The sequence below is a fragment of the Rhodococcoides kroppenstedtii genome, from assembly GCF_900111805.1.
Classification (GTDB): Bacteria; Actinomycetota; Actinomycetes; order Mycobacteriales; family Mycobacteriaceae; genus Rhodococcoides; species Rhodococcoides kroppenstedtii.
This window is the reverse complement of the sequence record NZ_FOJN01000003.1, coordinates 139967-166717: the sequence shown is the minus strand read 5'-3', so window position 1 is coordinate 166717 and position 26751 is coordinate 139967. Positions and strand designations below refer to the sequence as shown.

Here is a 26751-nt window from a genome sequence, read left to right as displayed (position 1 = left end):
ACCGCACGCCACGTACTGTTCCGCGCATGAGGATGCTCGTCACCGGCGGTGCCGGATTCATCGGCGCGAACTTCGTCCACCTGACCCTGCGCACCCGCCCCGACGTCGACATCACCGTCCTCGACGCCCTCACCTACGCCGGCACCCGCGCCTCCCTCGACCCCGTCGCCGACCGCATCACCTTCGTTCACGGCGACATCTGCGACGCCGACCTCGTGGACCGCCTCGTCGCCGAGACCGACCTCGTCGTCCACTTCGCCGCCGAGTCGCACAACGACAACTCCCTCGCCGACCCCTGGCCGTTCGTGCGCACCAACGTCGTCGGCACCACCACCCTCCTCCAGGCCGTCCGCACCCAAGACGTGCGCTACCACCACATCTCCACCGACGAGGTCTACGGCGACCTCGAACTCGACGACCCGGCCCGGTTCACCGAGGACACCCCCTACAACCCGTCGAGCCCCTACTCCTCCACCAAGGCCTCCTCGGACCTGCTCGTCCGCGCCTGGGCCCGCTCCTTCGGCATCCGCGCCACCATCTCGAACTGCTCCAACAACTACGGCCCCTACCAACACGTCGAGAAGTTCATCCCCCGCCAGATCACCAACGTCCTCACCGGCGTGCGTCCCCGCCTCTACGGCACCGGCGCCAACGTCCGCGATTGGATCCACGTGGACGACCACAACGACGCCGTCTGGACCATCGTCGAGCGCGGCGAACTCGGCCGGACCTATCTCATCGGCGCCGATGGCGAAGCGAACAACCGCACCGTCGTCGAAACCATCCTCGAACTGTGCGGCAAGGCACCCGACGATTTCGACTTCGTCACCGACCGACCCGGCCACGACCTGCGCTACGCCATCGACTCCACCCGCCTGCGCACCGAACTCGGCTGGAGACCCACCTACTCCGACTTCCGCGCCGGACTCACCGCCACCATCGACTGGTACCGGACCAACGAGGGCTGGTGGCGACCGCAGAAGGACGCCACCGAAGCCGTCTACGCCGGCACCGAGCGGATCGTCACCGGCATCTCCAAGTGAGATGGTCCTGGCTGAACATTTCGATATTCGCTCTCGTCTCGGTGTGGGTCGCCTTTTTCGTGGAACGGTTCGGATTCAATCCCACGGACCAGGGGTTCGTGCTGGCGCAAAGTTGGCGAGTCCTGCAGGGCGAGATTCCGCACCGTGACTTCATCTCGGCGCGACCGTTGGGGTCGGCTTTCTTCCATGTCGTCGACATCGTGTTGCCTGGCCCCTCGTACCCGGCCTCGGTCGTGATCGCAACACTTCAGATGATGGCGGCAACGGTGTGGCTCGCCCTCCTGACTCTCCGAGTGAAGCTGGACTCACTCCGATTCTGCGGATCGGTAGGCGTCGTGGTGGCCGCATTGGTCAACATCCACCTGTTTCCCATGAACGCGTGGCACACGATCGACGGGATCTTCTTCGTCGCGCTTGGTTGGTGGGCGCTCGACCGCGGAGCCCGGGGGTCGTCGACCTGGCTGTTCCGCCTGGGGCTCTTGGCCTTGGGCGCGGCAACAACGACCAAACAGAGCTTCGCGCCCGCGTTGGTCGCTGGATTGATCTTCCTGTTGATCGAACACCGCCGAGGTCGCAGAGATCGGCTTCTGTTGGATCTGGCAATACTGGCAGCGTGTCCGGCGCTCTACGCGATCGTTGTCGGTGCGGCGAACGGCGGCGCCCAGGCTCTCGATCAGCTGACCGGAGGCGCGGGAACCGTCGGGGACCGCCTGCTCTCCGCCGAGTCCGCAGAGGGGTTCGGCATCTACCTCGTCGTATTCCTCGTGGCGTGTGCAGTGGCTGCGTGGACCTCGACTCACGGATCCGTGTGGGCCACCATCATGGGCCGCTGTGGTGCAGCGGCGAGCCTGATGTGTGTCCTGGCGGTCGTCGTGAGAGGTGGCCTTTCCAGGGCTGGTGATTGGGGCATCGTTCTCCTCTGGATGCTGGTGCTGGCTATTGCGTTCGAGTTTCTGAAGTCTGCGATTCGCGGTCGGGCCAGGGTGCAGTGGCGACTGCTCGCGCTCCCGTTTCTGGCGTGGATGTCTTCTCTGTCCTGGGGATACGATTCACCGACGCTGCTCGGCGGAAGTATGGCGTTGTCGATCGCGGCGATCGTTGTGTCGTTCGTCTCTGGGGACTCGGTGGACGCCGGCGGATCGAGGTTGGTAGGCGTCGCGGCCTCCGTGGTAGGCGTGCTTCTCTCGGGCTCGTTCCTCGTCGCGAAGCAATCGGTCGACGCGTACCGTGACCAGCCGAGGGAGCTGTTGACGGCCTCCCTCGGGTCGGTGACCGCGGAAATGAGGGGTATCCGCACAACGCCCGCCACGGTCGCCTATCTCGCTGACATAGATAGGTGCGTCCGCACATATCCGGCACGCAAGGTGGCTGTGCTCCCCGACAATGCTGTCGTCTATCCAGCCTTGAATCTCACGAATCCGTTCCCGATCGATTGGATGCTGCCGATGGAGCTGGTGGCAGATACGCGGGATCGCATTCTCGACACCGCCACCGAGATGGACAGCATGGGTTCCTACCTCGTTCTGTTCGCAGGAGTGACTCCGGAACAACTGGCGGAAGGCGACGGTGCGAGGGGAATCGACGCTGGTGCCGTCGGCCCGCAGGATCCGACCGGGCTGCTCGGTGCGATCGACAGTGCGTTGAATGGGTCCCGAATCACCTGCGGGACCTTCACGGGAATCTGGAAAGAAGGGGTTTGAGCTCCTACTCCGGTAGGGAGCTACCCGAGTGTCCCGGTCGGCTTGGTGCGAGAGCGGCTGTGCACCAGCCGGTTACGCAGCGATGCGGAGGTCAACGCGGCGGCGGCGGCGCCGGCCACCACCTCGCAGAGCGTGAAGATCAGGCGGCTGGCCAGTGCCAAGCCGAGGGCGACGCCCGACGGCATGAAGGGCGAGAGCGCGGCGACGACGACGGCTTCGCGGACACCGATGCCGGAGGGGGCGACGAAGACCAGAACCCCGGCGCACATGCCCAGGGCGAGGGCGCCGATGCACTGCACCAGACCCGCCGGGTGCAGTCCCACCGAGTTCGAGGTCAGAATCCAGAGATGGATTCCGTAGAAGACCCAGCTGGTCGCGCACCAGCCAAGCGCGAGAGCGATCTTGCGACGGGTCAGCGGCTCGGTGAGCGGGGGTCGACGCAACAGGCGGAGCAACACGTTCACAAGCCGGGTCAGCACGGCGGGGTACGCGCAGATCAGTGAGATCGGGACGAGGCACAGCACCCCGATCGCGGCGACCGAGCTCAGGTGGAACAGCGCCGGCAGGGCCAGTAAGCCCACGACGAGCGCCGACGTCGTGCTCAGACCCACGGTGACCAGGACCGCAGTGAAACCGGCGGCACGGGTGACTCCGGCGCGTCGGACCAGTTCCGCCTGCAGCACGAAGGCCCAGACGCTGCCCGGCAGGTACTTGGCGAGCTGTCCCACGAGGTAGCACCGTGCGGCGTCGAATGCGGGGATGGGGAAGTGGAGGGAGCCGAGCGCGTGTTGCCACGCGCGGACGGCCGCCCCCATGCCCAGGAAGACGAAGAACGTGGCCCCGATCAGCGACCAGATCCCCAGCGTCGTGATGGTGTCCCGAACGTCGGCCCACTGCGAGCGAACCGCCAGCGCGACCGTGACAACGATGGCGGCGACGACGAGCGCGCGTACCGCGGTCGCGAGGTGAGCCCGAGCGCCACCGGTCGTGGTCGATTCGGTCATGAGACGAGCGGCTTGGTGGAATGCTCCTGCCACCAGGTGAAGTGCTCGGCTGTCGCCGTGGTGAGCGAGTCGACCGAGGGCAGGCGTCCGTCGGTGTAAGCGGCGGACACGGCGGCGATGTCCGGTTGCTCGTAGCCCTTCCTGGACATGCCGATGGTGTTGGCGGCGTGCAGGCGCGCGGGATTGCCGGTCACAGTCGCGAAGGGCGGCACATCTTTGGTCGCGACGCCTCCCATTCCCACCATGGCACCCGCTCCCATGACTCGGTGTTGATGGATGGTGCTGTTCATGCCCATGTTGCACCCCGCACCCAAGGTGACGTGTCCGCCGAACGTGACCCCGGGTGCCGCGATCGTGTTCGCGCCGAGTTGAACGTCGTGGCCCACCGATATTCGGTTCATGACGAACGAGTTCTCCCCGATCACGGTCGGGCGCACGCTGCCCTGATGCACTGCAGTGAGTTCGCGAATCACGGTTCGCGCGCCGATCTCGATTCCGATTCCACCGCTGGCTTCCCGATAGCTGTCGAAATGGTCGAACCCCAGAATTTCCGGCGGTGCGCCCAGCACCACCTGCGCTCCGATCCAGCAGTCGTCACCGATGGTGACCGGGCCGGTCACGACTACGAATGGGCCGATCGTTACCCGGTCACCGATGGTGACCCCGTCGCCGATGACAGCAGTGTCGTGGATGCGGCAATCTCGACCTCGAGTTGTGGACACGAGAGACCATCCTCCATGAGCGAATTCGTCGAGCCGAGTCCGGTCGACCGTACTCGCGGGGGCGAGCCTGATGACCGATCTCGATGTCCGGGCGATAGTGTCGGAGCATCTCGGCCCGATATCGGGTCACGCTATTTGCCGCGGGAGAAACAAGTGATCGCAATTTCGAGCGTTTCGTTCGGCGAGGACGTCGAACGAGAGGTCCTCGACACGCTCCGCTCCGGAATCGTGGCGCAAGGGCCCAAGGTGCGCCGACTCGAAGAGGAGTTCGCCGCACTCGTCGGGGCGCGCCACGCAGTGGCCGTCAACAACGGGACCACCGCGCTCGTCGCGGCGGTGAGCGTGCAGGACCTCGAGCCGGGCGACGAGGTTCTGACGAGCCCCTTCACCTTCGTCGCCACCGTGAACGCCATTCTCGAGGCGGGCGCGACGGTGCGATTCGCCGACATCTCGGCGACGGATTTCGCGCTCGATCCGACCAGCGTGGCCGAACGAGTGACCGAGCGCACGCGGGTGCTGCTCCCCGTGCACTTGTACGGCCAATCGGCGGACATGACGCCGCTGATCACGATCGCCGAGCGTCACGGACTCGCAATCGTGGAGGATGCCGCGCAGGCGCACGGCGCCACCTACGACGGGAGGGGCGTGGGAACGTTCGGTCTCGGGTGCTTCTCCTTCTACGCCACCAAGAACCTCACCACCGGTGAGGGCGGCATGATCACCAGCGACGACGATGCGGTGGCGGATCGCCTGCGGGTCCTCCGAAACCAGGGCATGCGGGCGCGGTACGAGTACGAGATGGTCGGTCACAACTACCGCATGACCGACTTGCAGGCAAGTCTCGCGTTGCCCCAGATGGGGGCCTACCACTCCCAGATCGCACAGCGACGACGCAACGCGGAGGCGCTGTCCACCGGGCTGAAGGATGTGCCCGGTCTGACATTGCCGACCGAACTGAGCGGCCGCGGACACGTCTGGCACCAGTTCACGGTGCTCGTCGACGAGGATGCGTCGATCGACCGGAACACGCTCGCCGACCGCCTGACCGAGGCGGGTGTGGGTTCGGGGATCTACTATCCCCGAGCCGCGTACGACTACGACTGCTACCGCGCGCACCCGAGAGTGCAGATCGACGAGACTCCGGTTGCCACGTCCGTGGCGAGCCGATGCCTGTCGATCCCTGTTCACGCGCGCTTGTCCGAGGACGACGTCGCCACTGTCGTCGCGGCGGTCCGTTCGGCAATGGAGGCGTGATGGCCGGCCCACGAATTGCTCTCATCGGATCCGGTCGGATGGGGTCGTTGCACGCGCGGGTGATCGCGGCGTCGGACCGGTGTGACCTGACCGTTCTGGTCGAGCCGCGCGAGGAGAACGGCGCGGCGGTGGCGGACCGATTCGGGTGCCGGTGGGCCCCCGAGTTCGACGATCTGGACGGCATCGACGCGGTGGTCGTGGCCGCCGCCACTCCGGCGCATTACGACATCGCCTCACGCGTTCTCGCGCTGGGAAAGCCCGTACTCGTGGAGAAACCGCTGGCCGCCACCTATGAACAGAGTGCGGAGTTGGTCGCGCGGTCGGACGAGTCCGGAACACCACTGATGTGCGGGCTGCTCGAGCGATTCAATCCGGCCGTCCGTACTGCCCGCGAGTTCGTCGGGGACGTGTGGCAGGTCAACGGTATTCGGCATTCACCCTTCGTCTCGAGAATCTCGACGGGGGTGGCCACGGACCTGTTGATCCACGACGTCGATCTGGCCATCTCGTTCGTGGGTGACCATCCTGTGTCGGCGCGCGGAGAGTTCGGCTACTTCCACGAGTCGTCACGCGAGAACGTCGCGGAGGACTGCGCCGATGCCGTGCTGCGGTTCGGTTCGGGTGCGGTGGCCACGATCTCGGCCAGCCGGGTCAGCCAGCGTAAGGTCCGGCAGTTGTCGATTCTCGAGGCGGACCGGCTGATCGAGATCGACCTGCTCCGTCGGGACATCACGATCTACAAGCACATTTCCGACGACATGCCCGCCGACCGGGACGGGTACCAGCAGCAGACCGTCATCGAGATTCCCACCTTGCAGTACAGCCAGGAACCTCTCGCGGCACAGCTGGATCGGTTTCTCGATCTGGTCGAGGACCGGGACGATGCCGCGTCCGAGCGCGCGGCGATCCTGCCCGCTCACCGTGTGGTCGATCAGGTCACCACGGCTGCGCGAGGAGACGCACTGTTCGCCCGGTGATCCGGTCGCGCATCAGGGCGTAGCGGTATGGATTGCCTCGGGTCGGGGCTCGGGTGCCGCTCGCCTCCGCCGCACGCTCCACAGGACCGAGTGGGCCAGTGCCAGGGCGACGCCGGCCACCGCTGCACCCACGCCGAGGCTCTGGCCCGGCGGGGTGTAGGTGAGGTCGACGGTCGATCCACTCTCGGCGGCGGCAGGCAGATCGATCTGCAGCAGCCCCCCGGGAGTGGCATCCACCTCGACGGGTCGCCCGTCGATCGTCGCCGACCAGCCCGGCCACGCCAGCAGCGCGAACGTGACTGCACCGGATCCGCTGTAGCGCAGGCGCTCTCGGGTGGCCGATGTCGTCACGTCGTCCTGCACGTCGAGGCCCGTGGTCGTCGCCGACACCCGCCCGTCGGGGAATGCGAGGGCAGTCGTGCGCCGCGCGATCGTCACGATCGGTCCGTCTGTCACGGTCCAGTCCGTCGATGACAGGCCATCGAAGGCACGTGGCCCTCCGTACGGCCCGCTGTTCTGCACCACGATGGTCTCCAGCCGCAGTGCGTCGATCCAGGAGACGCCCGTTCCGGGAGCGGTGCGTTCGAGCCGGGCGACGGCGTCGGAACACTGGACCCCGCCGTAGTAGTTGAGGCACAGGGAGTCCACGAAGTCGGCGTAACTGATTCCGGCGTAACTGTTGACCGCGTCGACCCCCGCCGCCTGCCACTGGTTGCCGAAGACGAGGTCGCCCCACTGGGACCGGGGCTGGTCGAGCGGGATGTTCTCGGTGTCGGCGACAGCGAAGGTATTGCCGACGTAGCGGTCGGCGAACCGGTCCGCGGTGAAGGACGCCTGTCGCGGAAAGAACCACGGAGTCACGGTGTAGTTTCCCGGGAACCACAGAGTGGTCTGCAGCGCGAGAATCGCTGCGGTCCCCGCCGCGAACACGGCGGCATGAATTCGGGCGTCCGCGGCGCGCACGATCAGCACCAGCGCGGTCAGCACCGCCACGACGCCGAGCGCTGTCGCGTGGTATCCGAGGTCCTCCGGAACGCTGGACCACGCGGTATAGAACTGACAGGCGACCAGAAGCCCGGTCAGGCTGAAGCGAAGGCGAAGTCGGTCGCGTTCCAATCCCGCGCTGAGGACGACTGCGACCACCACGATCACCGGCAACTGCGCGTACTCGAGGAGCCGCAATGGCCATCGGAACAGCCAGAGCTGTGACGGACCGAGGAGCAACACGGCGTAGACGGCGAAGAACACCACCAGCGACGAGGCCGCTGTGAGCGAGGTTCGCAACGTCCGCCAGCGCATCCACGGCAGAAGCGGTACGACGAACCACGCGAGGTATCCCACCGGCATCGTGAGGAATGGGTCCCCGAACGACTCGATCATCGGCAATCGAGTCGGGTTCGAGAGGTCGAGCACGTCGCCGAGGCCGGGTCGGAGCATGCCGTCGTTGGTCACGCCCGTGGCCGTCCGGACCGAGACGCCGGTCGTGAATGCCAGCGGCAGGTAGACCACGATCGACATCAGGAGCGCCGACAGGCCGGTCACCACCATGGCGGTGAGTGCACGTACGCCGCGAAGCCGGAGCAGCTCGACAGCGACGGCGAGGTAGACCACGACCACCCCGACCGCGCCGTAGGGATTGCCCGTGGTCAGCGCGAGTGCGGAGAACAGGATGGCCCACAGTGGATTGATCCGGCCGTGTGCCGACGCACGTACAGACCAGAAGACGTGCGGAATCCACGCGAAGGCAACGAGGCCCGAAGCCCAGCTGGAGGCGTCGAAATACAGCGTGTAGGTCGCGAATGGCATCGCGTAACCGGCGGTGAACGCCATCGGCCGCGATGCACCGAACTGCCGGGCCAGCACGTACGTTCCCACTGCCAGCACGGCAAGGAAGAACACCTTCACGAGCGTGATTCCGACTGCGAGATTGGGGATCAGGGCGATTACCACGGCGGCCGCGAGCAGCACGGGGTTGTAGATTCCGTAGAGGGCCTCGGCCGTGACGTTGCCGCCCGCCCACATCTCCGGGACCAGGGCGGGCCACCGGCCGTCGAGCAGTTCCTGTCCGATCACCCGCCAGCCCGGGGTGAAGGCGGCCGCGCTGTCGTCCCAGTAGTAGAACCAGCGGTCGTAAGCGAGCGGAATGGCGGCAGTGGCGACGACCGCGACCGCGAGCAGGGCGGCCGGGCCGACGCGTCCGGCCAGCGCAGGAGGGTGTTGCACGACTCACCTTCGTCGGTTCGGAGGCGAGCAATGGTTCGACTCGCTCAGTGCAGCGTAGTGTTCGTCCGCGTCACACCGCCGTCGACCACGAAAGGCCCCCGTCGTGCCCACTGACTCGCCTTCGCGCGACGGTGCCGGGGCGGTGGAACTGTCCGTCGTCATCCCGGCGCACAATTCCGCGGCCGTCATCGAGTCGACCGTGACGGCGTTCGCGGACCATCTCGTCGACCGAATCACGGAGATCGTGGTCGTCGAGAACGGGTCGACCGACGATACGTCAGCTGTCTGCGCCCGACTCGAACGGGAATGGGACGTCGAACGGACAGCACTGAGAGTGCTGCACAGCGACAAGGGTATGGGAAACGCCCTACGCCTCGGAATCCTGCGTTCTCGAGGTGACAAAGTCCTGCTCACCGCCGACGATCTGCCCTTCGGCTTCGACGACTTGGCGGGCGCAGACGAACACGCACGACGGTCGGCAGTGCCGGCGCCCGTCTACATCGGCTCGAAGGCGCACCCGCGTTCGGAGGTCGAACGGGGCATTCTGCGGGCGACGATGACCTTGGGGTTCGCCACGCTCCGCCGAGTCGTACTGCGGACCAGAACCGGGGACCCCCAGGGCACATTCCTGCTCGACGGGCAGATGGCGCGTGAACTCGCACCCGCGCTGACGGAACCCGGGTTCTTGTTCACCACCGAGCTCGACTACGCCGTGGAGCTCGCCGGGATTCGCCCCGTGGAGGTTCCCGTTCGGTTGTCCGACCGGCACCACGATCAGCCCAGCCGTGTCGCGCCGGCCGACATCGTCGCGATGGCGCGCGGACTCTGGCAGCTGCGGAGTCGCCGTCGCGGGCTCCGCGAGGCGGCGGGAGCGGCACTACGTCGGCACACCGCCCGCTGAGTTTCTGTCGCCGCCGCCGCTCCGTCGCGAATGCGGGCCTCGCAGGCCCACATTGATAGCCTGACTCCGTTCGACGATCGATTGTCCGCTTCTCGCCGGGCAATGCCGAGAGAATGCGACGCGGAGGGTGATTTCCATCATGAACAGCGACGCCGTCGTTCCGACGACATTCGGAACGATGGTGGCACAGCGGGTCTTGTTCGACGGGCCGTCACCGCTGGTCAGCGCAGACATGTACGCCGGAATCACCAAGGGATCCGCCGAGCGTTCACGCGCAGCGGTCACTGTGGCCAAACGCAGCGTCGTCTCCACGAACAGCTATTTCGGCCGATTTCCGGCCAGTTATTGGCAGCGCTGGACCACCGTCACCGAGGTGACGTTCGACGCCCGTGTCGACGGTCGGGCTCGGCTCGACGTGGTCGCCACCGACTACAAGGGCCGTGAGCGGATCATGGCCAGTCGCGCCGTGACCGACTCGGACGACCGCGTGAGCATCACCGTTCCCACGACGCAGTTCCTGGACGGGGGCGCGCTGTTCGTCCGCATTATGACCTCGTCCGGCGACTTCGTTCTCGACGATGCGACCTGGCGGGTGGCAACACCGGAACGCATGCGTCCCACCTCGGTGGTGGTGTGCACGTTCAATCGCGCGGACGATTGCGCCGCGACCGTGGCCGCGCTGGCGGACGATCCCCTGGCGCTGCGCGACGTCGATCACGTCTACGTCGTCGATCAGGGCACGGACCGGGTCGAGACCCGCGCGCTGTTTCAACGTGTCGCAGGCGATCTGGGTGAGAAGCTGGTCTACATCACGCAGCCGAACCTGGGCGGCGCGGGCGGTTTCACCCGCGGCCTGTACGAGGTTCAGGGCAAGGGGGGAGACCCCGCCAACGTTGTGTTCATGGACGACGACGTGTTGTGCGAGCCGGAGGCGTTCGTCCGGATGAACGCCTTCGCCAACAAGACGGTGGAGCCTGCCATCGTCGGCGCGCAGATGCTCTATCTCCTGCACCCGGACCGCGTGCACGTGGGTGCCGAGGTCGCGAATCTGCAGCGTCTCGAAGCCGGACTGCACGTCAAGGACGCCTTTGCCGACAAGAGCGTCCTGAAGAAGAAGCAGCAGGAAGTGCGGGTGGACGCGGGGTACAACGGGTGGTGGTCCTGCCTCATCCCGTCGGAGATCGTGGCCGAGGTCGGCTATCCGCTCCCCCTGTTCTTCCAGTGGGACGACATCGAATACGGCTACCGCTCTCGCGCACACGGTTTCGCGACGGTCACGCTGCCCGGCGCGGCGGTCTGGCATGCCGACTTCGCCTGGAAGGACTGGGACGAGTGGCATCGCTACTTCAACCTCCGGAACGGCATGATCACCGCCGCCCTGCACACCGAGCTGGACGGCGTCGCCCTGGCCAAGCAGTTGCGACGAGACCTGCTGCGGTACCTCGTCTCGATGCAGTACGGCATGGCCTACACCCTGATCAAGTCCGTCGAGGACTTCCTCGGCGGTCCTGCGCTGCTGAAGGACGGCGGCATGGAGGCCGCCGCTGCCATCAGGCGTGAGCGCGCTCGGTACGGAGAGACCAAGCGGCACAACGCGAACGACGTTCCCGGTGTCCGTCCCGCGGACATGGTGATCACGCCGGCCGGGCCGCACCCGAAACCCAGCATGGAGTGGGCGGTCCTCGCCAAGCGGATCGTCCAGCAGCTTCGCGGCCGCGTCCATCCGGGCCCCGTCGCCATCTCGGCCGACGACGCCCACTGGTGGCACGTCTCGCTCTTCGCGCACGCGGTTGTCACCGACCGGTCGCAGGAGGGTGTGCGTGTGAGGGTGCGCGACCGTGACCGAGCGCTGGAGTTGTTGCAGCGTGGGCGCACCGCGCTGGCACGCCTCCGCAAGGAGACACCGTCGGTGACGCAGTCCTACCGAGCAGCGCGGACGGATCTGACCACCCGCGAGAACTGGGCCCGCCTCTACGGACTCGACGCCCGCGAGGTCACGCGAGCCTGACGGCCACCTGTTCACCGTTCGAGGTGTAGGCGAGGTATTCGAACTCGACGCCTGTCCGCTCGACGAACTCGGTCCACGCCCGGTACTCGTGCGCCTGCCAACCGGGGAAGTTGAAGAACTCGTCGAACACGATCACCGTGCCCGGTCGGAGACGGGATTCGAGTCGGCGCAGGACGAAGTCGGCCGAGGAGTAGAGGTCGGCGTCGATGTGGACGAAGGCCACGGGCCCGCGGTTCTTCGACAGGAACGGGCCGAGCGTCTCCTGGAACAGGCCCCGAACCAAGTGCGCCCCGGGAACCTCGGGCAGCGTGTCCTGCGCGAAGGTGCCGGCCTCGAAGCCGGTTCGCCACGTCTCCGGGAGGCCCTCGAACGTGTCGAAGCCCGCCACGACGCCCACGTTGGCGGCCTCGGCCCACTGCTCGGCGATGACGTTCAGCGTCGTTCCGGTGGCGACGCCGAACTCGAGCGCCATGCCGTCGATCGTCACGGCGTCGACGGCGTGACGCAGGGTGGCGGTGGGATGCGTGAACGACGGGACCTTCGGTAGGTGCTGCTCGACGAAGTCCGCGCTCGACGCGGCCGCCTCGACGTCGGAGGCGAACGGCAGGTCCCGTCGCATCCGGAACTCGAGGGTGGACACCGACTCCTGCAGCTCGGCGATCGTGCGGGCCTGACCCACCAGCAGATCGAGCAATTCCCGGTGCCGACGTTCGGCGTCCTCGGTGGTCTCCGCGACCACCTCGTGCACGGCCCGCACCACTTTCGCGCGCGCCGACGACCGGATGCGCCGACCCCACCTCATCGCGGCCACCGCAGTCGTGTCATGGACACATACCGTAGTGGACCGCCCGGCCGACCACGCGTCCGGTTCGTCGGGTCAGGGACGGCGAAAATGCTCGGTGCGACCGAGGGCGCGAAGTCGGCGCCACTCCCGAAGTCCGGCGATGTCGCGGGTGGTGATCAGGAAGTACCACCCGAATCGAATCCACTCCTGTGGCAACAGCTTTCGCATACCGGGCTGCGCCAGGACGTACCCGCGGTTGCGGTAGGTGAAGTACCGCTTCACGGCGTCGTCGGGGTACTGGGTGTGCATGCGGCCGCCCAGGATCGGCTTGAACTCGTCGCTGCCGTTCGGGTGCAGGTACGCCGTCTGGAGGCACGTCCCGAAGCGCAGCCCCGAGCGGGTGAGTCGACGGTGCACCTCGACCTCGTCGCCGCGCACGAACAGGCGCAGATCGGGCACGCCGACGGCCTCGATCGCCGCGGCGGTGAACAACGCCCCGTTGAACAGCGACGCATACGACGGCAGAAAGTCGTCCGCGGCGTCCCCCGACCGGCCTCCGGCCTGCCCGCCCAACTCCGACCGCCAGCGCCGCCACGCCGTGCCCCGGCGCAGCGGGAAGGCAAGACGGTCGGGCTCGTCGATGTCGCAGACCACCGGCGAAACCTCGTCGAGCGCGTGGGTCTCGGCGCAGCGCAGCAGTGTGGCGAGCACGTCGGGACCCTCGGGTCGTCCGTCGTCGTCGGCCAACCAGACCCGGTCCGCGCCGAGCGAGAGCGCGTACAGAATCCCCAGGGCGAAACCGCCGGCGCCGCCCAGGTTGTGCTTGCTGCCGAGGTAGGTTGTCGCGATCGGTTGCGAGTCGACCAGCGTCCGGACGTCGTCCTCGCACGCGTTGTCCACGACGACGAGATGGTCGAGCGGCCGCGTCTGAGCACTGAGAACGGCGAGTGACTCCGCCAACAGTGCCCGACGACGATGCGTGACGACGACGCCGACGATCGTCTCAGGCACCGCGCTCCCCGTCGCTCGTGGTGCTGTCGCTCGCGGCGCTGTCGCGCTCGCCGTCGCTCGCGGCGAGTTCTCGCAGGATGTGCGCGACGTGGTCACCCGCGTCGTCACCTTCGTAGGCGCGGACGACGTCCTCGATGCCGCCTTGCTGCCGCACCTGACCGTGGTCGATCCACATCGCGGTGTCGCAGAGCTGGGCGAGGAACTCGTTGGAGTGCGAGGCGAAGACGAGGATGCCGGAGCGTTTCACCAGCTCCTGCAGCCGCGTGCGGGCCTTCTTCATGAACTCGGCGTCGACCGCGCCGATGCCCTCGTCGAGCAGGAGAATCTCGGGGTCGATGCTGGTCACCACGCCCATCGCGATGCGCACGCGCATACCGGTGGAGTAGGTGCGCAGCGGCATGTCCAGGTAGTCGCCCAGCTCCGTGAACTCGGCGATCTCGTCGATCTTCGACGCCATCTGCTTCCGGGTCTGCCCCAGGAACAGCCCACGGATGATGATGTTCTCGTAGCCCGAGATCTCGGGGTCCATCCCGACGCCGAGGTCGAACACCGGCGCCACCCGGCCACGAACGACGGCGCTGCCGCGCGTGGGTTCGTAGATTCCGGCGAGCAGCCGCAGGAGGGTCGACTTGCCGGCACCGTTGTGGCCGACGAGTCCCACGCGATCGCCCTCGCGCAGGGACAGGGTGATGTCGCGCAGCGCCTCGACGACGACGACGTCGCTGGCGTTGCGGCCGATCGTCCCGCCGGCCTTGCCCAGGAACGCCTTCTTCAGCGAGCGGGTCTTGGCGTCGAAGATGGGAAAGTCCACGCACGCGGAATGCGTGTCGATGCTGACGGTCATGGTCGCGGTCTCCGATCAGACCCAGTAGGGCACGCGGGCGCGGAAGGTGCGCATGGCGACCATGGTGAGAGCGATGCCGACTGCGGTGCAGCCCAGCACGATGTACCAGTGATACGCCTGCTGGTCCTCGCCGATCAACGGCGCGCGCAGGATGTCGAGGTAGTGGAAGAGCGGGTTGATCTCGACCAGGCGGGCGCGCTGCGCCGCTTCGCCGCCCATGGTCTGCAGGTTGGCGGTGGTCCACACGATGGGCGTCATGAAGAACAGCAGCGTGACCAGGCTGCCCAGGATCGGGGCCAGGTCGCGGTACCGGGTGGCGACGATGCCGAACAGCAGCGCCACCCACACCATGTTCACGACGATGAGGAAGAACGCCGGAATGGCCGTGACGATGGTCCAGTGCAGTTCCGGCCGGAACACGGCCAGCATGATCAGGTAGATCAGCAGGTTGTGCCCGAGCAGGAGGACCTGCCGCCAGACCAGGCGGTAGACGTGCACGCTGAGTGCCGAGGGGAGCTGTTTGATCAGCCCCTCGTTGGCGATGAAGACGTCCGCACCCTCGAGGATCGATGCGCTGATGAGGTTCCAGATGATGAGGCCGACGGTGACGTGCGGCAGGAACGAGCGCAGGTCGATGTCGAGCAACACCGAATACAGCAGACCCATGGCGACGGCCTGGACGCCCGTCGCGATGGTGATCCAGAACGGGCCGATGACCGACCGGCGGTAGCGCTGCTTGATGTCCTGCCAGCCGAGGCTGAGCCACAGCTCACGCTGGGCGTAGCCCTCCCGCAGGTCACGAACCGCCCGGCGATAGGTCTGGGAGTCCGACGCGGGTTCGCCGCCGGTGTCCGAGTCGATCGCTGGTGCTACCACGACGGACGAGAGTACCCGTCAGAGATATTGACCGGTTCCCTGGTTGTGCTGGGCCGGACCGCCGCCGCCGATGGCGACGCCGGGCGGGAGTGCCCCCTGACGCATCTGCTCGAGCTGGGCCCGAGCGGCCATCTGCTGGGCGAAGAGCGCCGTCTGGATGCCGTGGAACAGCCCCTCCAGCCAGCCGACGAGCTGCGCCTGCGCGATCCGCAGTTCCGCGTCCGACGGCACCGCGTCCTCCCCGAACGGGAGCGCCAGCCGCTCGAGCTCGTCCCGCAGTTCCGGCGCGAGGCCCTGCTCGAGCTCGCGGATGGACGAGGTGTGTATCTCTTTGAGGCGGGTCCGGCTGGCGTCGTCGAGCGGAGCGGCGCGCACCTCCTCGAGCAGCTGCTTGATCATGGTGCCGATGCGCATGACCTTGGCCGGCTGCTCGACCATGTCGGCCAGCGACTCGCTGCCGTCGTCGTCGGACGAGTCGGCTCCCGTGACGTTCGCCCGGGCCGCCGCAGCCGCGGCTTCGCGGGGGCTGAGGGCGATCGGCTGCCCGTCCGGGCCGATGACGACGACGTGGTCGGACCCGTCACCGTCGGTGGAAGCGGAGGATTCCGAACCGGGGGGTGTGGTCATGACTCCATCTTGACCCGGGTCGCCGACAGAACAGAAGGCGGCCGACCCTCCGACCCACCGAGGAGTCGCCGGCGACGCCTAGAGTGTTCGGCATGACCTACGACGTCGCCCGCGTACGAGGGCTCTTTCCCTCGCTCGGCGACGGCTGGATACATCTCGATCCGCAGCTGGGTGCGCAGATTCCGGACCGCGTCGCGACGGCGGTGTCGACGACGTTCCGAAATTCGGCCACGTCCCACTCCTCTCGGTATCCCGCGGCGCGTCGCAGCACGCAGGTGGTGGAGGAGGCCCGGCAGGCCGTCGCAGATCTGGTCGGAGGCTCACCCGAGGGGGTGGTGCTGGGCCCGGATCACTCGGTGCTCCTCGCGTGGCTCGCCGAGGCGCTGAGTACTCGGCTGGGTCTCGGCACCGGCATCGTCCTCACCCGGCTGGACGACGAGGCGAACGTCGCGCCGTGGCTCCGCATCGCCAACCGGTACGGCGCGCAGGTCCAGTGGGCCGAGGTCGACATCGAGACGTGCGAGCTGCCGACGTGGCAGTTCGACGAGCTGGTGGCGGCCAACACGCGGTTGGTGGCCGTGACGGCGGCGTCGTCGCTCGTCGGGTCGGCGCCCGACGTGCGCGTGGCCGCGGACCTGGTGCACGACGTCGGTGGGCTGATGGTCGTCGACGCGTCCGGTGCGGCGCCCTACGCGGTGCTCGACATCGAGGACCTCAAGGCCGACGTGGTCGCCGTGAACGCGGCGGCGTGGGGCGGCCCGCGGGTGGGCGCGCTGGTGTTCCGCGATCCCGGCCTGCTCGATCGGCTGCCGTCCATCGCGCTCGACCAGCAGGCCACCGGCCCCGCGCGGCTCGAACTCGGCGGACTGCACTACTCGCTGCTCGCCGGGGCCACCGCGTCCATCGACTGCCTCGCGTCGCTCGACGAGGGGGCGCGGGGAACGCGCCGGCAGAAGCTGGAGATGTCCATCGGATCGCTCCAGGACTACCACGATTCCCTGTTCGCCTACCTCCTGGACCGGCTCGACCGACCGCATCTCATGACGATCGGGACGGCGGCGAGCCGGGTGCCGTGCGTCAGTATCAGCGTCGACGGGGTGGAATCGGACAAGGTGGCGGCCCGTCTGGCCGACCACCGCATCGACGTGGTCTCCGGTGTCCACGGCGGCAGCCGCCTGCTCGAGGCGCTGGGTGTCGCCGACGCCGGGGGAGCGATCACGGTCGGCCTCGCTCCGTACACCACCCGGCACGAGATCGACCAGCTCGCGTCGGTGTTGGACTCGATGGCCTGAGCGGTCCCTCGACCCGAGACGGGTCACCGAACCCGCAGGATCACCTTGCCGACAGTGGAGTGCTCGTCGAGCAGCCGGTGTGCGCGGGGTGCCGCGGCGATCGGAACCTCCTCGTGCACAACGGGAGTGACCGATCCGTTCGCGATCATCGGCCACACCTGCTCGCACACCTGGCGCACGATCTCGGCCTTACCGCCCGGCCCCGTCACGGGACGGGCACGCAGACCCGCGCAGTGCACGCTGCCGCGACGAGCCATCAACGCGGCGAAATCGAACTCCGCTTTTCGGCCGCCCTGCATGCCGATCGTGACGAGGCGTCCGTCCATCGCGAGGGCGGACACGTTGCGGGAGAGGTACTTCGCGCCCATGTTGTCGAGGATCACGTCGGCTCCGTGGCCGTCGGTGGCCTCGCGAAGTGCTTCGACGAAGTCCTGCTCCTTGTAGTCGATCAGGATGTCGGCGCCGAAGGACCGGCACGTCTCGAGTTTCTCGGCCGAGCCCGCGGTCACCGCAACGCGAGCGCCCAGGGCTTTCGCGACCTGGATCGCGTGCGTGCCGATTCCGCTTCCGCCGCCGTGGATCAGCAGCGTGTCGCCCGCGCCGAGCCCGCCGTACATGACGACGTTCGACCACACCGTGCAGGCCACCTCCGGCAGCGACGCCGCGACCACGAGGTCGACGCCGGCCGGGACGGGAAGGACCTGCTCCGCGGGGACGACGACGCGCTCCGCGTAGCCGCCGCCGGCGAGGAGGGCGCACACCTCCTCGCCCACCTGCAGTCCCGTCACGCCGTCACCGAGCGCCTCGATCACCCCGGAGCACTCGAGGCCGAGGATCTCGGAGGCCCCCGGTGGCGGCGGGTAATTGCCCTGGCGCTGTTGCAGATCCGCCCGGTTGACCCCGGCGGCGGTGACGGTGATGGCCACCTCGCCCGCTCCGGGCGAGGGATCGGCCGCCTCGGCCCAGACCATGACGTCGGGGTCGCCGTACTCGGTCAGCGTGATCGCGTGCATGGTTCTCAGGGTAGGCCCGCCGGCTGATCCGGGGTCAGATCCGCGTGGAGTCCGCCCAGATGTCGACGCCGGCGTCCGGGGCGTGCGCGTCGATACGGGACAGTTCGTCGTCGTCGAAATCGAGACGCTGGAGTGCCGCGACGTTGTCCTCGAGTTGGTCGACCGACGACGCCCCCAGCAGTACCGTCGTCACCCTCCGGTCGCGCAGCGCCCACGCGATCGCCATCTGCGCAAGGCTCTGACCGCGGGACGACGCGATGTCGTTCAGCGCGTTCAGGTTTTCCCGGATCTCGTCGGTGAGCCAGTCCGGGTTCAACGACTTTCCCTGCGCCGCACGGGAATCCCGGGGGACGCCGTCGAGGTACTTGTCGGTCAACATGCCCTGCGCCAACGGCGAGAAGGCGATGACCCCGACGCCCAGCTCGTCCACGGTCGGCAGCAGGTCCGACTCGATCCAGCGGTTCACCATGGAGTAGCTGGGCTGATGGATCAGCAGCGGCACACCCGCGTCGGACAGCAGCGACGCCATCTGCCGGGTGCGGGCGGCCGAGTAGGAGCTGATGCCGGCGTAGCGCGCCTTGCCCTGCTGCACCGCACTGATCAGCGCGCCGGCGGTCTCCTCGACGGGTGTCTCACGGTCGGCGCGGTGGCTGTAGAAGATGTCGACGCAGTCCAGTCCCATCCGCTCCAGGGAACGGTCGAGCGAGGACAGCAGGTACTTCCGGGAACCGCCGAATCCGTAGGGGCCCGGCCACATGTCCCACCCGGCCTTGGTCGAGATCACCAGCTCGTCGCGGTAGGGCCCGAAGTCCTCCTTGAGGATTCGCCCGAAATTGATCTCCGCGCTGCCCGCCGGGGGACCGTAGTTGTTGGCCAGATCGAAGTGGGTGATGCCCAGATCGAACGCGCGGCGCAGCACCGCGCGCTGCGTCGCCAGCGGCTTGTCGTCGCCGAAGTTGTGCCACAGTCCGAGGGAGATGGCAGGGAGCTTCAGACCCGACGCGCCGGTGCGGCGGTAGGGCATGTGGTCGTAACGGTCGGCGGCAGCGACGTAGGGATCGGGCATGCCCGCCATCCTGCCGGACCGGGCGCGCTGCGCGGCGAGAAACGGGTGCGGCGGGCGCGCCCGAGCGGTTAGCGTCGACGGGTGAGTGCATTCGGCAACTTCCAGAACGAGATCTACCTGACGGGCCTCGGCGGAACCGCGCCGGACCTCCCCACCACGGCCGCCGGGCTCGAGGCCCGTGCTCGCGAGACCCTGTCGGCCGCCGCGTTCGCGTACATCGCCGGGAGCGCGTCCACCGAGCGCACGGCCGCCGGCAACGTCGAGGCGTTCGGCCGGCACCGCATCGTGCCGCGCATGTGGCGCGGGGCGAGCGCGCCCGACGCCCGCGACCTCTCCGTCGACCTGTTCGGACTGCGTCTCGACGCGCCGATTCTCACGGCACCGATCGGGGTGCTCGGCATGGTGCATCCCGACGCCGAACCCGTCGTCGGTTCGGTGGCCACCGCGCTCGGCATCGGTTCCGTGCTGTCGACGGCGTCGTCCACCCCCATCGAGGACGTCGCGGCCGTGTCCGGGGAGAACTGGTGGTATCAGCTCTACTGGCCCGCCGACGAGGGCGTCGCCGAATCGCTCGTCCGCCGCGCCACCGCAGCCGGCGCCAAGGCGATCGTGGTCACCGCCGACACCCCCGGAATGGGTTGGCGCCCGCGCGATCTCGATCTCGGACACCTGCCGTTCCTGAAGGCGCAGGGCATCGCCAACTATCTGTCCGATCCGGTGTTCCGGTCGCGTCTCGCCGCACCGCCCGAGTCGAGCGACGAGGCCCTGCAGATCGCGGTGCTCACCTGGGTGGGGATGTTCGGCAACCACACCCTTCGCCCCGCCGACATCGCCCGTGTGAAGGAGTGGACCCACCTGCCCGTCCTGGTCAAGGGCATCCTGCATCCCGACGACGCACGAGCCGTCGTCGACGCCGGAGCGGACGGCGTCGTCGTGTCCAATCACGGTGGGCGGCAGGTGGACAACGCCATCGCGGCCGTCGACGCGCTCGGCCCCGTCGCCGACGCGGTGGGCGGCTCGTCCACGGTGTTGCTCGACTCCGGAATCCGGTCCGGCTCCGACATTCTCGTCGCCCTCGCGCTGGGTGCCGACGCGGTGCTCTACGGCCGGCCGTGGGTCTACGGCCTGGGGCTCGCCGGCCGTGACGGCGTCCAGCACGCCCTGCGCTGCATCCTCGCCGACCTCGACATCACCATGGGCCTCGCCGGCCTGACCTCCCTCGCCGAGGTGGACCGCAGCATCCTCGCGGGTGGGTGAGGCAGGGGCACCCGCGGGCACTAGTATTTCGAGGTGTTCGACTATCTGGGTGGTCGACCGGGAAGCGTGGCAGAGCGGCCTAATGCACTCGCCTTGAAAGCGAGAGACGTGTAACAGCGTCCGGGGGTTCAAATCCCTCCGCTTCCGCCACCGCACCTGCGCAGCTTGCAGTCACCTGCGCCGGTTACAACCCGTGAGGGTTGCGGAAACCCGAGCAGCTTCGGGCCGACGCCGACCGCACCCCCACCTGCGCAGCTTCCGGTCACCTGCACCGGTTGCAACCCGTGAGGGTTGCGGAAACCCGAGCAGCTGCCGCCCCCAGCCCCCGAACGCACCTCGGCCCCCTCACCACAGGGGGGCGAGGGGGCCGAGGAGGGGAACGGTCAGCGCTTGCGCGCCGTCTTGGCCGCCGCAGCGGCAGCGCTCTGGGCGTTCTTCGCGTTCTCGAGCCCGCGCGCCACGATGGCCGCCTGCAGGTAGCGCAGGCCCGACGGGATGGACGGGTCGATCCCGGTGAGCTGGCCGATGCGCTTGAGGCGGTAGTCGACGGTGTTCGCGTGAACGAACAGGTGCCGGGCGGTGCGCTGGCGGTTCAGCTCGTGTCCGAGGTACGAGGTGAGGGTCTCGAGGAGCTCGGGGGCGTCGTCGAGCGGCTCGAGCGCGCGGAGCAGCTGCTCGCGACCACGTCCGGGACGGGTGAGCTGGTACTCGAGCACCAGGTCCTCGGTGCGGTAGAGCCCCGCGGGGCGGCCCAGCTGCCGGGCGAGCGAGAGCAGTTCGTACACGTGCTCGGCGGCGGCAGGGATGTCGTCGCGGTCGGAGGAGGTGACGGCCCCGGTGACGGCCACCTCGCCGGCGCGGGAGAGACGCTCGATCAGCGCGTCGACCCACTCGCGGTCGCGGGGTGCGGGGAGCAGGATGGTGCCGCCCTCGGTGCTCAGCAGCGCGAGGGGGGACTTGCCGCACGAGGTGGCCAGCTCGGCCTGGATGCGGCGCAGCTTGCGGCGGGCCGACACCGTGCGGTCGACGACGGGGTTGGCCTCGTCGGGGTGCTGCGGGAAGTGCAGTGCGAGGACGAGGTAGTCGTCGGCGAGGTCGATGCCGCACTGCTGGGCGGTGGCGGTGGCGTTCTTGCCGCCGCTGAGCAGCGTCGTGACGAGGGTGTGCGTGGCGGTGTGATGCTCGGAGGCCACGGACCGGTACTCGTCGACGTAGGCCATGGAGACCTCGGTGGTCACGGCCTCGAGCAGGGTGACCAGCACCAGAGAGTTGGCGGTGACGTCCTCGACCTTCTGGCCGGCCGTCTGGCGACCCACCAGGGTGAGTCCGTAGCGGAACCCGTCGTGGTAGGCGCGGAGAATGGCCCGGAGAGGGACGCCTTCACGGGCCCACCGCGCCGCGGCGTCGTGGACGTTGGCGAGATCCTTCTCGGACGGGGTGTTGCCGGACTCCAGCATGCGCACGGCGAGGCCGAGGCACTTGACGGTCACCTCCGTGACGTCGCCGTGCAGGAGTTCGCCCGGGAGAGTGCCGCAGGGCGTGTTGGCGGCGAAGTGGTCGACCAGATGACGGGCGACTCCGCGGAGGTCGCTGAGGGCCAGATTGTTCCCCTTGGTGCCGGCGATGAGCCCGGCTTCGACGTTGCTCGGAAGCGGGCTCGCGGCGGTCTTCGGTGTAGTCATCTGGCTCCCCCATGACTGTGTAGTTCATGCCGGTTGGGCTGGTTCTCGGTGTACGGTAACAACCCTTAACGGGGACGAAGATTGTTTTGACGGATCGAACCAAGCGTCTTGTTTTCCGGCGTCCATTCGAACTGCCCATCGAGTGTCCGTTGTCACACCCCCCTGTGACCTGGTGTTATGCTCTATTTCAACGACTGTTGAGTCCGCAACAGTCGTTGAAAGTGCCCTTTTCGACTTGCATCTGCACAACGCAAACCGCGTCAAATTTGTGACTAAACACAGGGCGGTATCGAGACGGTAACGCATCGACAAGCGCCTGTACGCGGTCCGACGGTCTCTTTCGCTGACTGCGCGCAGTGTTTCGGTCAGCTTTAACCGGCGTTGTGACCGATTCCAGGACCTGCGCGGATGCACTGGACAGGATTTTGGTGGTCCTTACTGCGCAGTAGCCTCGTCTGCGCCATGTATCGCACGGCTCGGGGCCGACGGCCCCTCATCGCCGGCCACGACGAAAGGGACCGACATGCGACGTCTCGCGGCCCTCGTCGGGGCGTGCTTGGCGACGACGACGCTCGCCGTGACCGCGCCGGCCGTCGCCACCGCCGATCCGGCCGGTCCGGTGGCGCTGGTGGGGGACACCGGTGCCCGCGTCGTCTCGGTCGCGATGCAGACCGACCGGCGAGCGATGGTCTCCGTGTTCTCTCCGTCCATGGGTCGGGAGATACCGGTCCAGGTTCTCCTGCCGGCCGACCGTTCGGTGCCCCGCCCGTCCCTATACATGCTCGACGGCGTGAGCGCGGGCGAGGAGACGAACTACACCGAGAGCACGTGGACCGCCAAGACCGACGCGGTGGCCTTCTTCGCCGACAAGCCGATCAACGTCGTTCTCCCCATCGGCGGGCGGGGCAGTTACTACGCGGACTGGCAGCGCCCGGATCCGGTGCTCGGGGTCAACATGTGGGAGACGTTCCTGACGCGGGAGCTCCCCCCGCTGATCGACGCACAGTTCTCCGGGAACGGCGTCGACGCGCTCATGGGACTGTCGATGGGCGCGCAGGGCGCGATGAACCTCATTGCCAAGCACCCGTCCCTGTACACCGGGGTCGCCGCGTTCAGCGGGTGCTACGACAACCGCAGCAACGAGACCAAGAACGCCGTGCGGACCACCGTGGGATCGACGGGCGGGGACGCGACCAACATGTGGGGGTCGAACTCCGACCCGGCATGGGCGGACAACGATCCGAGCCTGCGCGTGGACGCGTTGCGCGGCAAGCAGATCTACGTGTCGTCCGGCACGGGTCTGCCCGGCCCGTACGAGGCCGGCGGCTCACCGCTGGAAGAGCTGACGGACGCGCTTCTGGTCGGTGGCCCGCTCGAGGCGGCGGCCAATCTCTGCACCAACGGGTTCGTGGACACCCTGAACCGCGCGGGCGTGCCGGCGACCGTCGTGCGCAAGCCCTGGGGCACCCACTCGTGGCGGTACTGGCAGGACGAGATGCGGGCGTCCTGGCCCGTGATCGCCCGCGCTCTCGGGGTCTAGGCGGTCGCGACGTAACGGGTCGCGGCCGCGGCGGCGAAGTCGAGGAAGGCGTCGTTCTCGTGCGGGTCGCCCACGGTGACGCGGACCCCGTCGTCGCCGTACGCGCGCACCAGGATTCGTGCGTCGGTCGCGTCCGCCGAGAACCGACCGGAGGCCGCGCCCAGCGGTAGCCAGACGAAATTCGCGAAGGAGTCGGCCACCTGGTAGCCGGCTTCGCGTAGGCCGTCGCGAAGGCGGGCCCGTTCGGCGACGACGATCTCCGTGCGGGAGAGCAACTCGTCGGACGCGGCGAGCGAGGCGATCGCCGCGCTCTGGGCGACCGAGCTGACGCTGAAGGCGGTGTGCACCTTCTTCATCGCGGTGACGACGGACGGCGCCCCGACGCCGTACCCGACGCGCAGACCCGCCAGGCCGTACGCCTTGGAGAACGTCCGCAGGACCATGACGTTGGGCCGCGTGCGGCCGACCTCGACCCCGTCGATCCGGCGGTCCGTGTACTCGAAGTACGCCTCGTCGAGCACCACCAGCACGTGCTCGGGGACGGTGTCGAGGAAGCGGTCGAGGTCCGCCGGGTCGACGACGGTGCCGGTCGGGTTGTTCGGGTTGCAGACGAACATCAGACGCGTCCGGTCGGTGACCGCGGCGGCCATGGCGTCGAGATCGTGGACGTCGTCGTCGGTGAGGGGGACACGCACGGCGGTGGCGCCGGCGACCAGGGTGACGATCGGGTAGGCCTCGAACGATCGCCAGCCGAACACCACCTCGTCGCCCGGTGAGCACGTCGCCTGCACCAGCTCCTGGCACAGCGACACCGACCCGCAGCCCACGACGACGTTCGGCGACGGGACGTCGAGGAAGTCCGCGAGGGCGTCCGTCAGCGCGGTCGCGGCGTTGTCGGGGTACCGATTCACCCCGGCCGCGGCCTCGGCGATGGCGTCCCGAACGCTCGGCAGCGGCCCCGCCGTCGTCTCGTTGCTGGCGAGCTTGATCGCGCCCGCCACGGTGCGGCCCGGGATGTATCCGGGGATGGCGTCGAGGTCGGGGCGTGTACGAGCGGTCACGACACTCGATTATGCGCGTCGGCCCGCCGCAGGCTCTCGCCAGATGCGCGCGGCAGTTCTACGGTGGTCCCATGACGGCATCGATCGAGGATTCGGCCCCTCTTCGCCGTGCGGACGACGGCACCGAGTCGGCCGAGCGTGTCCCGCTCACGACCTTCCGACCGGCGTCCACTCCGCGCGGCGGCATCGTCGTCCTGCACGAGTCGCGCGAATTCTCGCGCGCACTCCTGGACTTCATGAAGGCGCTCGCCGAGGACGGCTGGCTGGTGGCCGCTCCGCACCTCTTCCACCGCGCCGCGTCGGACGACGAGGTGTTCGGCGACGCGTTGTTCGAGGACTTCGACGCCACGGTGACGTGGTTGACCGGTCACGGCGTCTACGCCGACACCATCGGCGTCATCGGGTTCGACGACGCCGGGACGGCGGCGGCGCTGGTGGCCACCGACCGGCCCGTCGGTGCGGCGGTGAGCGTCGCCGCGCCCGGAATCGTCGAGCCGTTGACGGCGGACGCGCGGGCGCTGATCGAGGCGGCGCCGTCCCTGCAGGCGCCGTGGCTCGGTCTGTACGGCCAGGGCGACGAGCGCATCCCGGCGGCGCACGTCGACCGGCTGCGCGACGCCGTCGCCGAGGCGCCGGTGGCGACGCTCGTCGTGAGTTACGACGGCCTCGACCATCGTCCCGACGAGGTGTCGCCCGAGTCGGGGACGACGGCGGGGGAGGACGCGGTCGTCGACGCTCAGCGCCGCATCTTCGACTGGTTCGACAGCCACCTGCGCTGAGTCTTCGGGACCGCCGGGGCGCCGTCGGCCAGCGGTTTTGCGTCCGTTGTGGGGCATGTGTAGTCTTCTCTCTCGGCGGTTCGAAAGGACCGGTGCCCTTCGGAAGAAGGCTCAGGAGGCGTGCCAGAGCGGCCGAATGGGAGTCACTGCTAATGACTTGACCCTTCACCGGGTCCGGAGGTTCAAATCCTCTCGCCTCCGCCACCTTCGACTTCGGTCGGAGAACCCGGCTTCGGTCGGACACAACAGAAGACATGCGCCCGTAGCTCAACGGATAGAGCACTTGACTACGGATCAAGAGGTTAGGGGTTCGAATCCCTTCGGGCGCACAGAGATCCCCCCATCCGGCCCGGCCGGGTGGGGGGATCGTTTCGTTCTGCGTCCGGTCGGAGGCCCCACGCGGCCCCGGGTACGCTGCTGCGGTGAACGTCGCCGGTGACTCCGAACGCGTCTACGGTGGCCGGGCGCTATCCGACCGGCGCGCCGAGCGTCGGCGCCGGTTCCTTGCCGCGGGTCTGGCGGTGATCGGCGAGAAGGGTTACGCCGCAACGTCGGTCGCGGACATCTGCGCGGCGGCGGGTCTCGCGCGCAGCCAGTTCTACGACGAGTTCCCGAACCGGGAGAAGCTCCTGCTGGACGTGTACGACGCCGTACAGGACGACGCCCGTGACGCCGTGATCGCCGCGTTGGCGGCGGTCGAGAACGGTGATCGACGCGCCCTGGTGACCGCCGCGATCACCGCCCTGATCGACTCGCTGGGCAGCGATCCCCGGCGGGCGCGCGTGTCGTATCTCGAGATGCTCGGGGTGAGCGATGCGGTGGAACAGCACCGCAGCCGTCGTCGCGTCGAGTGGGCGACGTTCATCGAGGCCACGTTGCGCACCGAACTCGGCGGTGACTTCGTCCCGCCGGGTGGACACGAGTTCGCGGCGACGGCGTTCATCGGCCCGTTGACCGAGTTGATCTCCACCTGGTCGCGTATGCCCGGCCCGCGGCCCCCGGTCGGCGGCATCGTCGACACGATGGTCGCCGTGCTCGGCGCGTTCGTCCCGGACCTGGACGCGCCGCACCGCATCGGTGACTGACG

At 68.2% G+C, this 26751-nt stretch carries 23 protein-coding genes and 3 tRNA genes; 14 read left to right on the top strand and 12 right to left on the bottom strand.

Annotated features, from left to right (window positions below; translation table 11 throughout):
• Window positions 1–26 precede the first annotated feature (26 nt).
• Window positions 27–1043, top strand: coding sequence for a dTDP-glucose 4,6-dehydratase (gene rfbB / locus BMZ18_RS04975; RefSeq protein ID WP_068361936.1), 1017 nt, complete (start codon window positions 27–29; stop codon window positions 1041–1043).
• Window positions 1040–2743 carry a hypothetical protein gene (locus BMZ18_RS04970; protein WP_082894953.1) on the top strand — a complete coding sequence of 568 codons (1704 nt, stop codon included), beginning with the start codon at window positions 1040–1042 and terminating at the stop codon, window positions 2741–2743. Before rfbB ends, BMZ18_RS04970 begins: the two co-directional genes overlap by 4 nt.
• A gap of 20 nt (window positions 2744–2763) precedes the next feature.
• Here BMZ18_RS04970 and BMZ18_RS04965 read toward each other — a convergent pair whose 3' ends face one another.
• Together BMZ18_RS04965 and BMZ18_RS04960 are read right to left on the bottom strand one after the other, a co-directional pair.
• Window positions 2764–3747 carry a lysylphosphatidylglycerol synthase transmembrane domain-containing protein gene (locus BMZ18_RS04965; protein WP_068361939.1) on the bottom strand — a complete coding sequence of 328 codons (984 nt, stop codon included), beginning with the start codon at window positions 3745–3747 and terminating at the stop codon, window positions 2764–2766.
• A complete protein-coding gene (locus BMZ18_RS04960; protein WP_068361942.1) occupies window positions 3744–4469 on the bottom strand; it encodes a DapH/DapD/GlmU-related protein in 726 nt (241 codons plus the stop codon). Before BMZ18_RS04960 ends, BMZ18_RS04965 begins: the two co-directional genes overlap by 4 nt.
• 153 nt (window positions 4470–4622) lie before the next feature.
• Between BMZ18_RS04960 and BMZ18_RS04955 the strand changes: the two genes are divergently transcribed.
• Together BMZ18_RS04955 and BMZ18_RS04950 are read left to right on the top strand one after the other, a co-directional pair.
• The gene (locus BMZ18_RS04955) at window positions 4623–5723 is read left to right on the top strand and encodes a DegT/DnrJ/EryC1/StrS family aminotransferase (RefSeq protein WP_068361944.1); all 1101 of its coding nucleotides are present in this window, start codon (window positions 4623–4625) and stop codon (window positions 5721–5723) included.
• Window positions 5723–6700, top strand: coding sequence for a Gfo/Idh/MocA family oxidoreductase (locus tag BMZ18_RS04950; protein WP_074921811.1), 978 nt, complete (start codon window positions 5723–5725; stop codon window positions 6698–6700). Before BMZ18_RS04955 ends, BMZ18_RS04950 begins: the two co-directional genes overlap by 1 nt.
• Window positions 6701–6712: 12 nt before the next feature.
• Here the strand turns inward: BMZ18_RS04950 and BMZ18_RS04945 are convergent, their stop codons facing one another.
• Complete coding sequence (locus tag BMZ18_RS04945) at window positions 6713–8923, bottom strand: putative glycosyltransferase family protein (protein ID WP_068361950.1); 2211 nt, start codon at window positions 8921–8923, stop codon at window positions 6713–6715.
• Window positions 8924–9026: 103 nt separating this feature from the next.
• Here BMZ18_RS04945 and BMZ18_RS04940 point away from each other — a divergent pair, with 103 nt between their 5' ends.
• The gene (locus tag BMZ18_RS04940) at window positions 9027–9824 is read left to right on the top strand and encodes a glycosyltransferase (protein WP_068361953.1); all 798 of its coding nucleotides are present in this window, start codon (window positions 9027–9029) and stop codon (window positions 9822–9824) included.
• Window positions 9825–9963: 139 nt separating this feature from the next.
• Window positions 9964–11832 (top strand): glycosyltransferase, encoded by a 1869-nt coding sequence (locus BMZ18_RS04935; RefSeq protein ID WP_068362036.1) that lies wholly within the window; start codon window positions 9964–9966, stop codon window positions 11830–11832.
• On the opposite strand, the gene BMZ18_RS04930 is transcribed toward BMZ18_RS04935, so the two are convergent.
• The 5 genes from BMZ18_RS04930 to BMZ18_RS04910 all read right to left on the bottom strand — a co-directional run bounded on the left by BMZ18_RS04930 (window position 11819) and on the right by BMZ18_RS04910 (window position 15974).
• Window positions 11819–12634 (bottom strand): class I SAM-dependent methyltransferase, encoded by an 816-nt coding sequence (locus BMZ18_RS04930; protein ID WP_068362039.1) that lies wholly within the window; start codon window positions 12632–12634, stop codon window positions 11819–11821. The two genes, BMZ18_RS04935 and BMZ18_RS04930, sit on opposite strands and share 14 nt — an antisense overlap.
• 75 nt (window positions 12635–12709) lie before the next feature.
• Complete coding sequence (gene glfT1 / locus BMZ18_RS04925; RefSeq protein ID WP_068361956.1) at window positions 12710–13627, bottom strand: galactofuranosyltransferase GlfT1; 918 nt, start codon at window positions 13625–13627, stop codon at window positions 12710–12712.
• Window positions 13620–14471, bottom strand: coding sequence for a galactan export ABC transporter ATP-binding subunit Wzt/RfbE (gene wzt, locus BMZ18_RS04920; protein ID WP_068361959.1), 852 nt, complete (start codon window positions 14469–14471; stop codon window positions 13620–13622). Before wzt ends, glfT1 begins: the two co-directional genes overlap by 8 nt.
• Before the next feature lie 15 nt (window positions 14472–14486).
• Window positions 14487–15347 (bottom strand): galactan export ABC transporter permease subunit Wzm/RfbD, encoded by an 861-nt coding sequence (gene wzm, locus BMZ18_RS04915; protein ID WP_068104213.1) that lies wholly within the window; start codon window positions 15345–15347, stop codon window positions 14487–14489.
• An 18-nt stretch (window positions 15348–15365) separates the two neighbouring features.
• Entirely contained in the window at window positions 15366–15974 is a 609-nt protein-coding gene (locus BMZ18_RS04910; RefSeq protein WP_068361962.1) for a bacterial proteasome activator family protein, read from the bottom strand.
• Between the two features lie 92 nt (window positions 15975–16066).
• Between BMZ18_RS04910 and BMZ18_RS04905 the strand changes: the two genes are divergently transcribed.
• Complete coding sequence (locus BMZ18_RS04905; RefSeq protein ID WP_068362042.1) at window positions 16067–17266, top strand: cysteine desulfurase-like protein; 1200 nt, start codon at window positions 16067–16069, stop codon at window positions 17264–17266.
• 23 nt (window positions 17267–17289) lie between these two features.
• On the opposite strand, the gene BMZ18_RS04900 is transcribed toward BMZ18_RS04905, so the two are convergent.
• Together BMZ18_RS04900 and mgrA are read right to left on the bottom strand one after the other, a co-directional pair.
• Window positions 17290–18279 (bottom strand): NAD(P)H-quinone oxidoreductase, encoded by a 990-nt coding sequence (locus BMZ18_RS04900; RefSeq protein WP_068361965.1) that lies wholly within the window; start codon window positions 18277–18279, stop codon window positions 17290–17292.
• Window positions 18280–18313: 34 nt separating this feature from the next.
• Window positions 18314–19345 (bottom strand): L-glyceraldehyde 3-phosphate reductase, encoded by a 1032-nt coding sequence (gene mgrA, locus BMZ18_RS04895; protein ID WP_167322062.1) that lies wholly within the window; start codon window positions 19343–19345, stop codon window positions 18314–18316.
• Window positions 19346–19426: 81 nt separating this feature from the next.
• Here mgrA and BMZ18_RS04890 point away from each other — a divergent pair, with 81 nt between their 5' ends.
• Both BMZ18_RS04890 and BMZ18_RS04885 read left to right on the top strand, forming a co-directional pair.
• Window positions 19427–20602: an alpha-hydroxy-acid oxidizing protein gene (locus BMZ18_RS04890; protein ID WP_068361971.1), complete on the top strand. Its 1176-nt coding sequence runs from the start codon at window positions 19427–19429 to the stop codon at window positions 20600–20602.
• A 60-nt stretch (window positions 20603–20662) separates the two neighbouring features.
• Window positions 20663–20752: transfer RNA gene (locus BMZ18_RS04885), tRNA-Ser, on the top strand.
• Between the two features lie 233 nt (window positions 20753–20985).
• Here BMZ18_RS04885 and BMZ18_RS04880 read toward each other — a convergent pair.
• Entirely contained in the window at window positions 20986–22284 is a 1299-nt protein-coding gene (locus BMZ18_RS04880; RefSeq protein ID WP_068104203.1) for a PucR family transcriptional regulator, read from the bottom strand.
• A gap of 523 nt (window positions 22285–22807) precedes the next feature.
• Between BMZ18_RS04880 and BMZ18_RS04875 the strand changes: the two genes are divergently transcribed.
• On the top strand, window positions 22808–23824 hold the full coding sequence (locus BMZ18_RS04875) for an alpha/beta hydrolase (RefSeq protein WP_068361974.1): 1017 nt from the start codon (window positions 22808–22810) through the stop codon (window positions 23822–23824).
• On the opposite strand, the gene hisC is transcribed toward BMZ18_RS04875, so the two are convergent.
• Complete coding sequence (hisC, locus tag BMZ18_RS04870; RefSeq protein ID WP_068361977.1) at window positions 23821–24885, bottom strand: histidinol-phosphate transaminase; 1065 nt, start codon at window positions 24883–24885, stop codon at window positions 23821–23823. The two genes, BMZ18_RS04875 and hisC, sit on opposite strands and share 4 nt — an antisense overlap.
• 71 nt (window positions 24886–24956) lie before the next feature.
• On the opposite strand from hisC, the gene BMZ18_RS04865 reads away from it, so the two are divergent.
• The 4 genes from BMZ18_RS04865 to BMZ18_RS04850 all read left to right on the top strand — a co-directional run bounded on the left by BMZ18_RS04865 (window position 24957) and on the right by BMZ18_RS04850 (window position 26749).
• Window positions 24957–25664, top strand: a complete 708-nt coding sequence (locus BMZ18_RS04865) for a dienelactone hydrolase family protein (protein ID WP_068362045.1) — start codon at window positions 24957–24959, stop codon at window positions 25662–25664.
• Window positions 25665–25778: 114 nt separating this feature from the next.
• A tRNA-Ser gene (locus tag BMZ18_RS04860) sits at window positions 25779–25868 on the top strand.
• 52 nt (window positions 25869–25920) lie between these two features.
• Window positions 25921–25993 (top strand) — tRNA-Arg (locus tag BMZ18_RS04855).
• Window positions 25994–26086: 93 nt separating this feature from the next.
• A complete protein-coding gene (locus tag BMZ18_RS04850) occupies window positions 26087–26749 on the top strand; it encodes a TetR/AcrR family transcriptional regulator (protein WP_068361980.1) in 663 nt (220 codons plus the stop codon).
• Window positions 26750–26751 lie beyond the last annotated feature (2 nt).

Coding starts and splice junctions, on each gene's coding strand:
- BMZ18_RS04865 (WP_068362045.1), top strand. CDS start 24,957: ATGACGGCATCGATCGAGGATTCGGCCCCTCTTCGCCGTGCGGACGAC.
- BMZ18_RS04930 (WP_068362039.1), bottom strand. CDS start 12,634: ATGAGGTGGGGTCGGCGCATCCGGTCGTCGGCGCGCGCGAAAGTGGTG.
- BMZ18_RS04950 (WP_074921811.1), top strand. CDS start 5,723: ATGGCCGGCCCACGAATTGCTCTCATCGGATCCGGTCGGATGGGGTCG.
- BMZ18_RS04875 (WP_068361974.1), top strand. CDS start 22,808: ATGCGACGTCTCGCGGCCCTCGTCGGGGCGTGCTTGGCGACGACGACG.
- rfbB (WP_068361936.1), top strand. CDS start 27: ATGAGGATGCTCGTCACCGGCGGTGCCGGATTCATCGGCGCGAACTTC.
- BMZ18_RS04900 (WP_068361965.1), bottom strand. CDS start 18,279: ATGCACGCGATCACGCTGACCGAGTACGGCGACCCCGACGTCATGGTC.
- BMZ18_RS04880 (WP_068104203.1), bottom strand. CDS start 22,284: ATGACTACACCGAAGACCGCCGCGAGCCCGCTTCCGAGCAACGTCGAA.
- mgrA (WP_167322062.1), bottom strand. CDS start 19,345: ATGCCCGATCCCTACGTCGCTGCCGCCGACCGTTACGACCACATGCCC.
- BMZ18_RS04965 (WP_068361939.1), bottom strand. CDS start 3,747: ATGACCGAATCGACCACGACCGGTGGCGCTCGGGCTCACCTCGCGACC.
- BMZ18_RS04910 (WP_068361962.1), bottom strand. CDS start 15,974: ATGACCACACCCCCCGGTTCGGAATCCTCCGCTTCCACCGACGGTGAC.
- BMZ18_RS04905 (WP_068362042.1), top strand. CDS start 16,067: ATGACCTACGACGTCGCCCGCGTACGAGGGCTCTTTCCCTCGCTCGGC.
- wzt (WP_068361959.1), bottom strand. CDS start 14,471: ATGACCGTCAGCATCGACACGCATTCCGCGTGCGTGGACTTTCCCATC.
- BMZ18_RS04935 (WP_068362036.1), top strand. CDS start 9,964: ATGAACAGCGACGCCGTCGTTCCGACGACATTCGGAACGATGGTGGCA.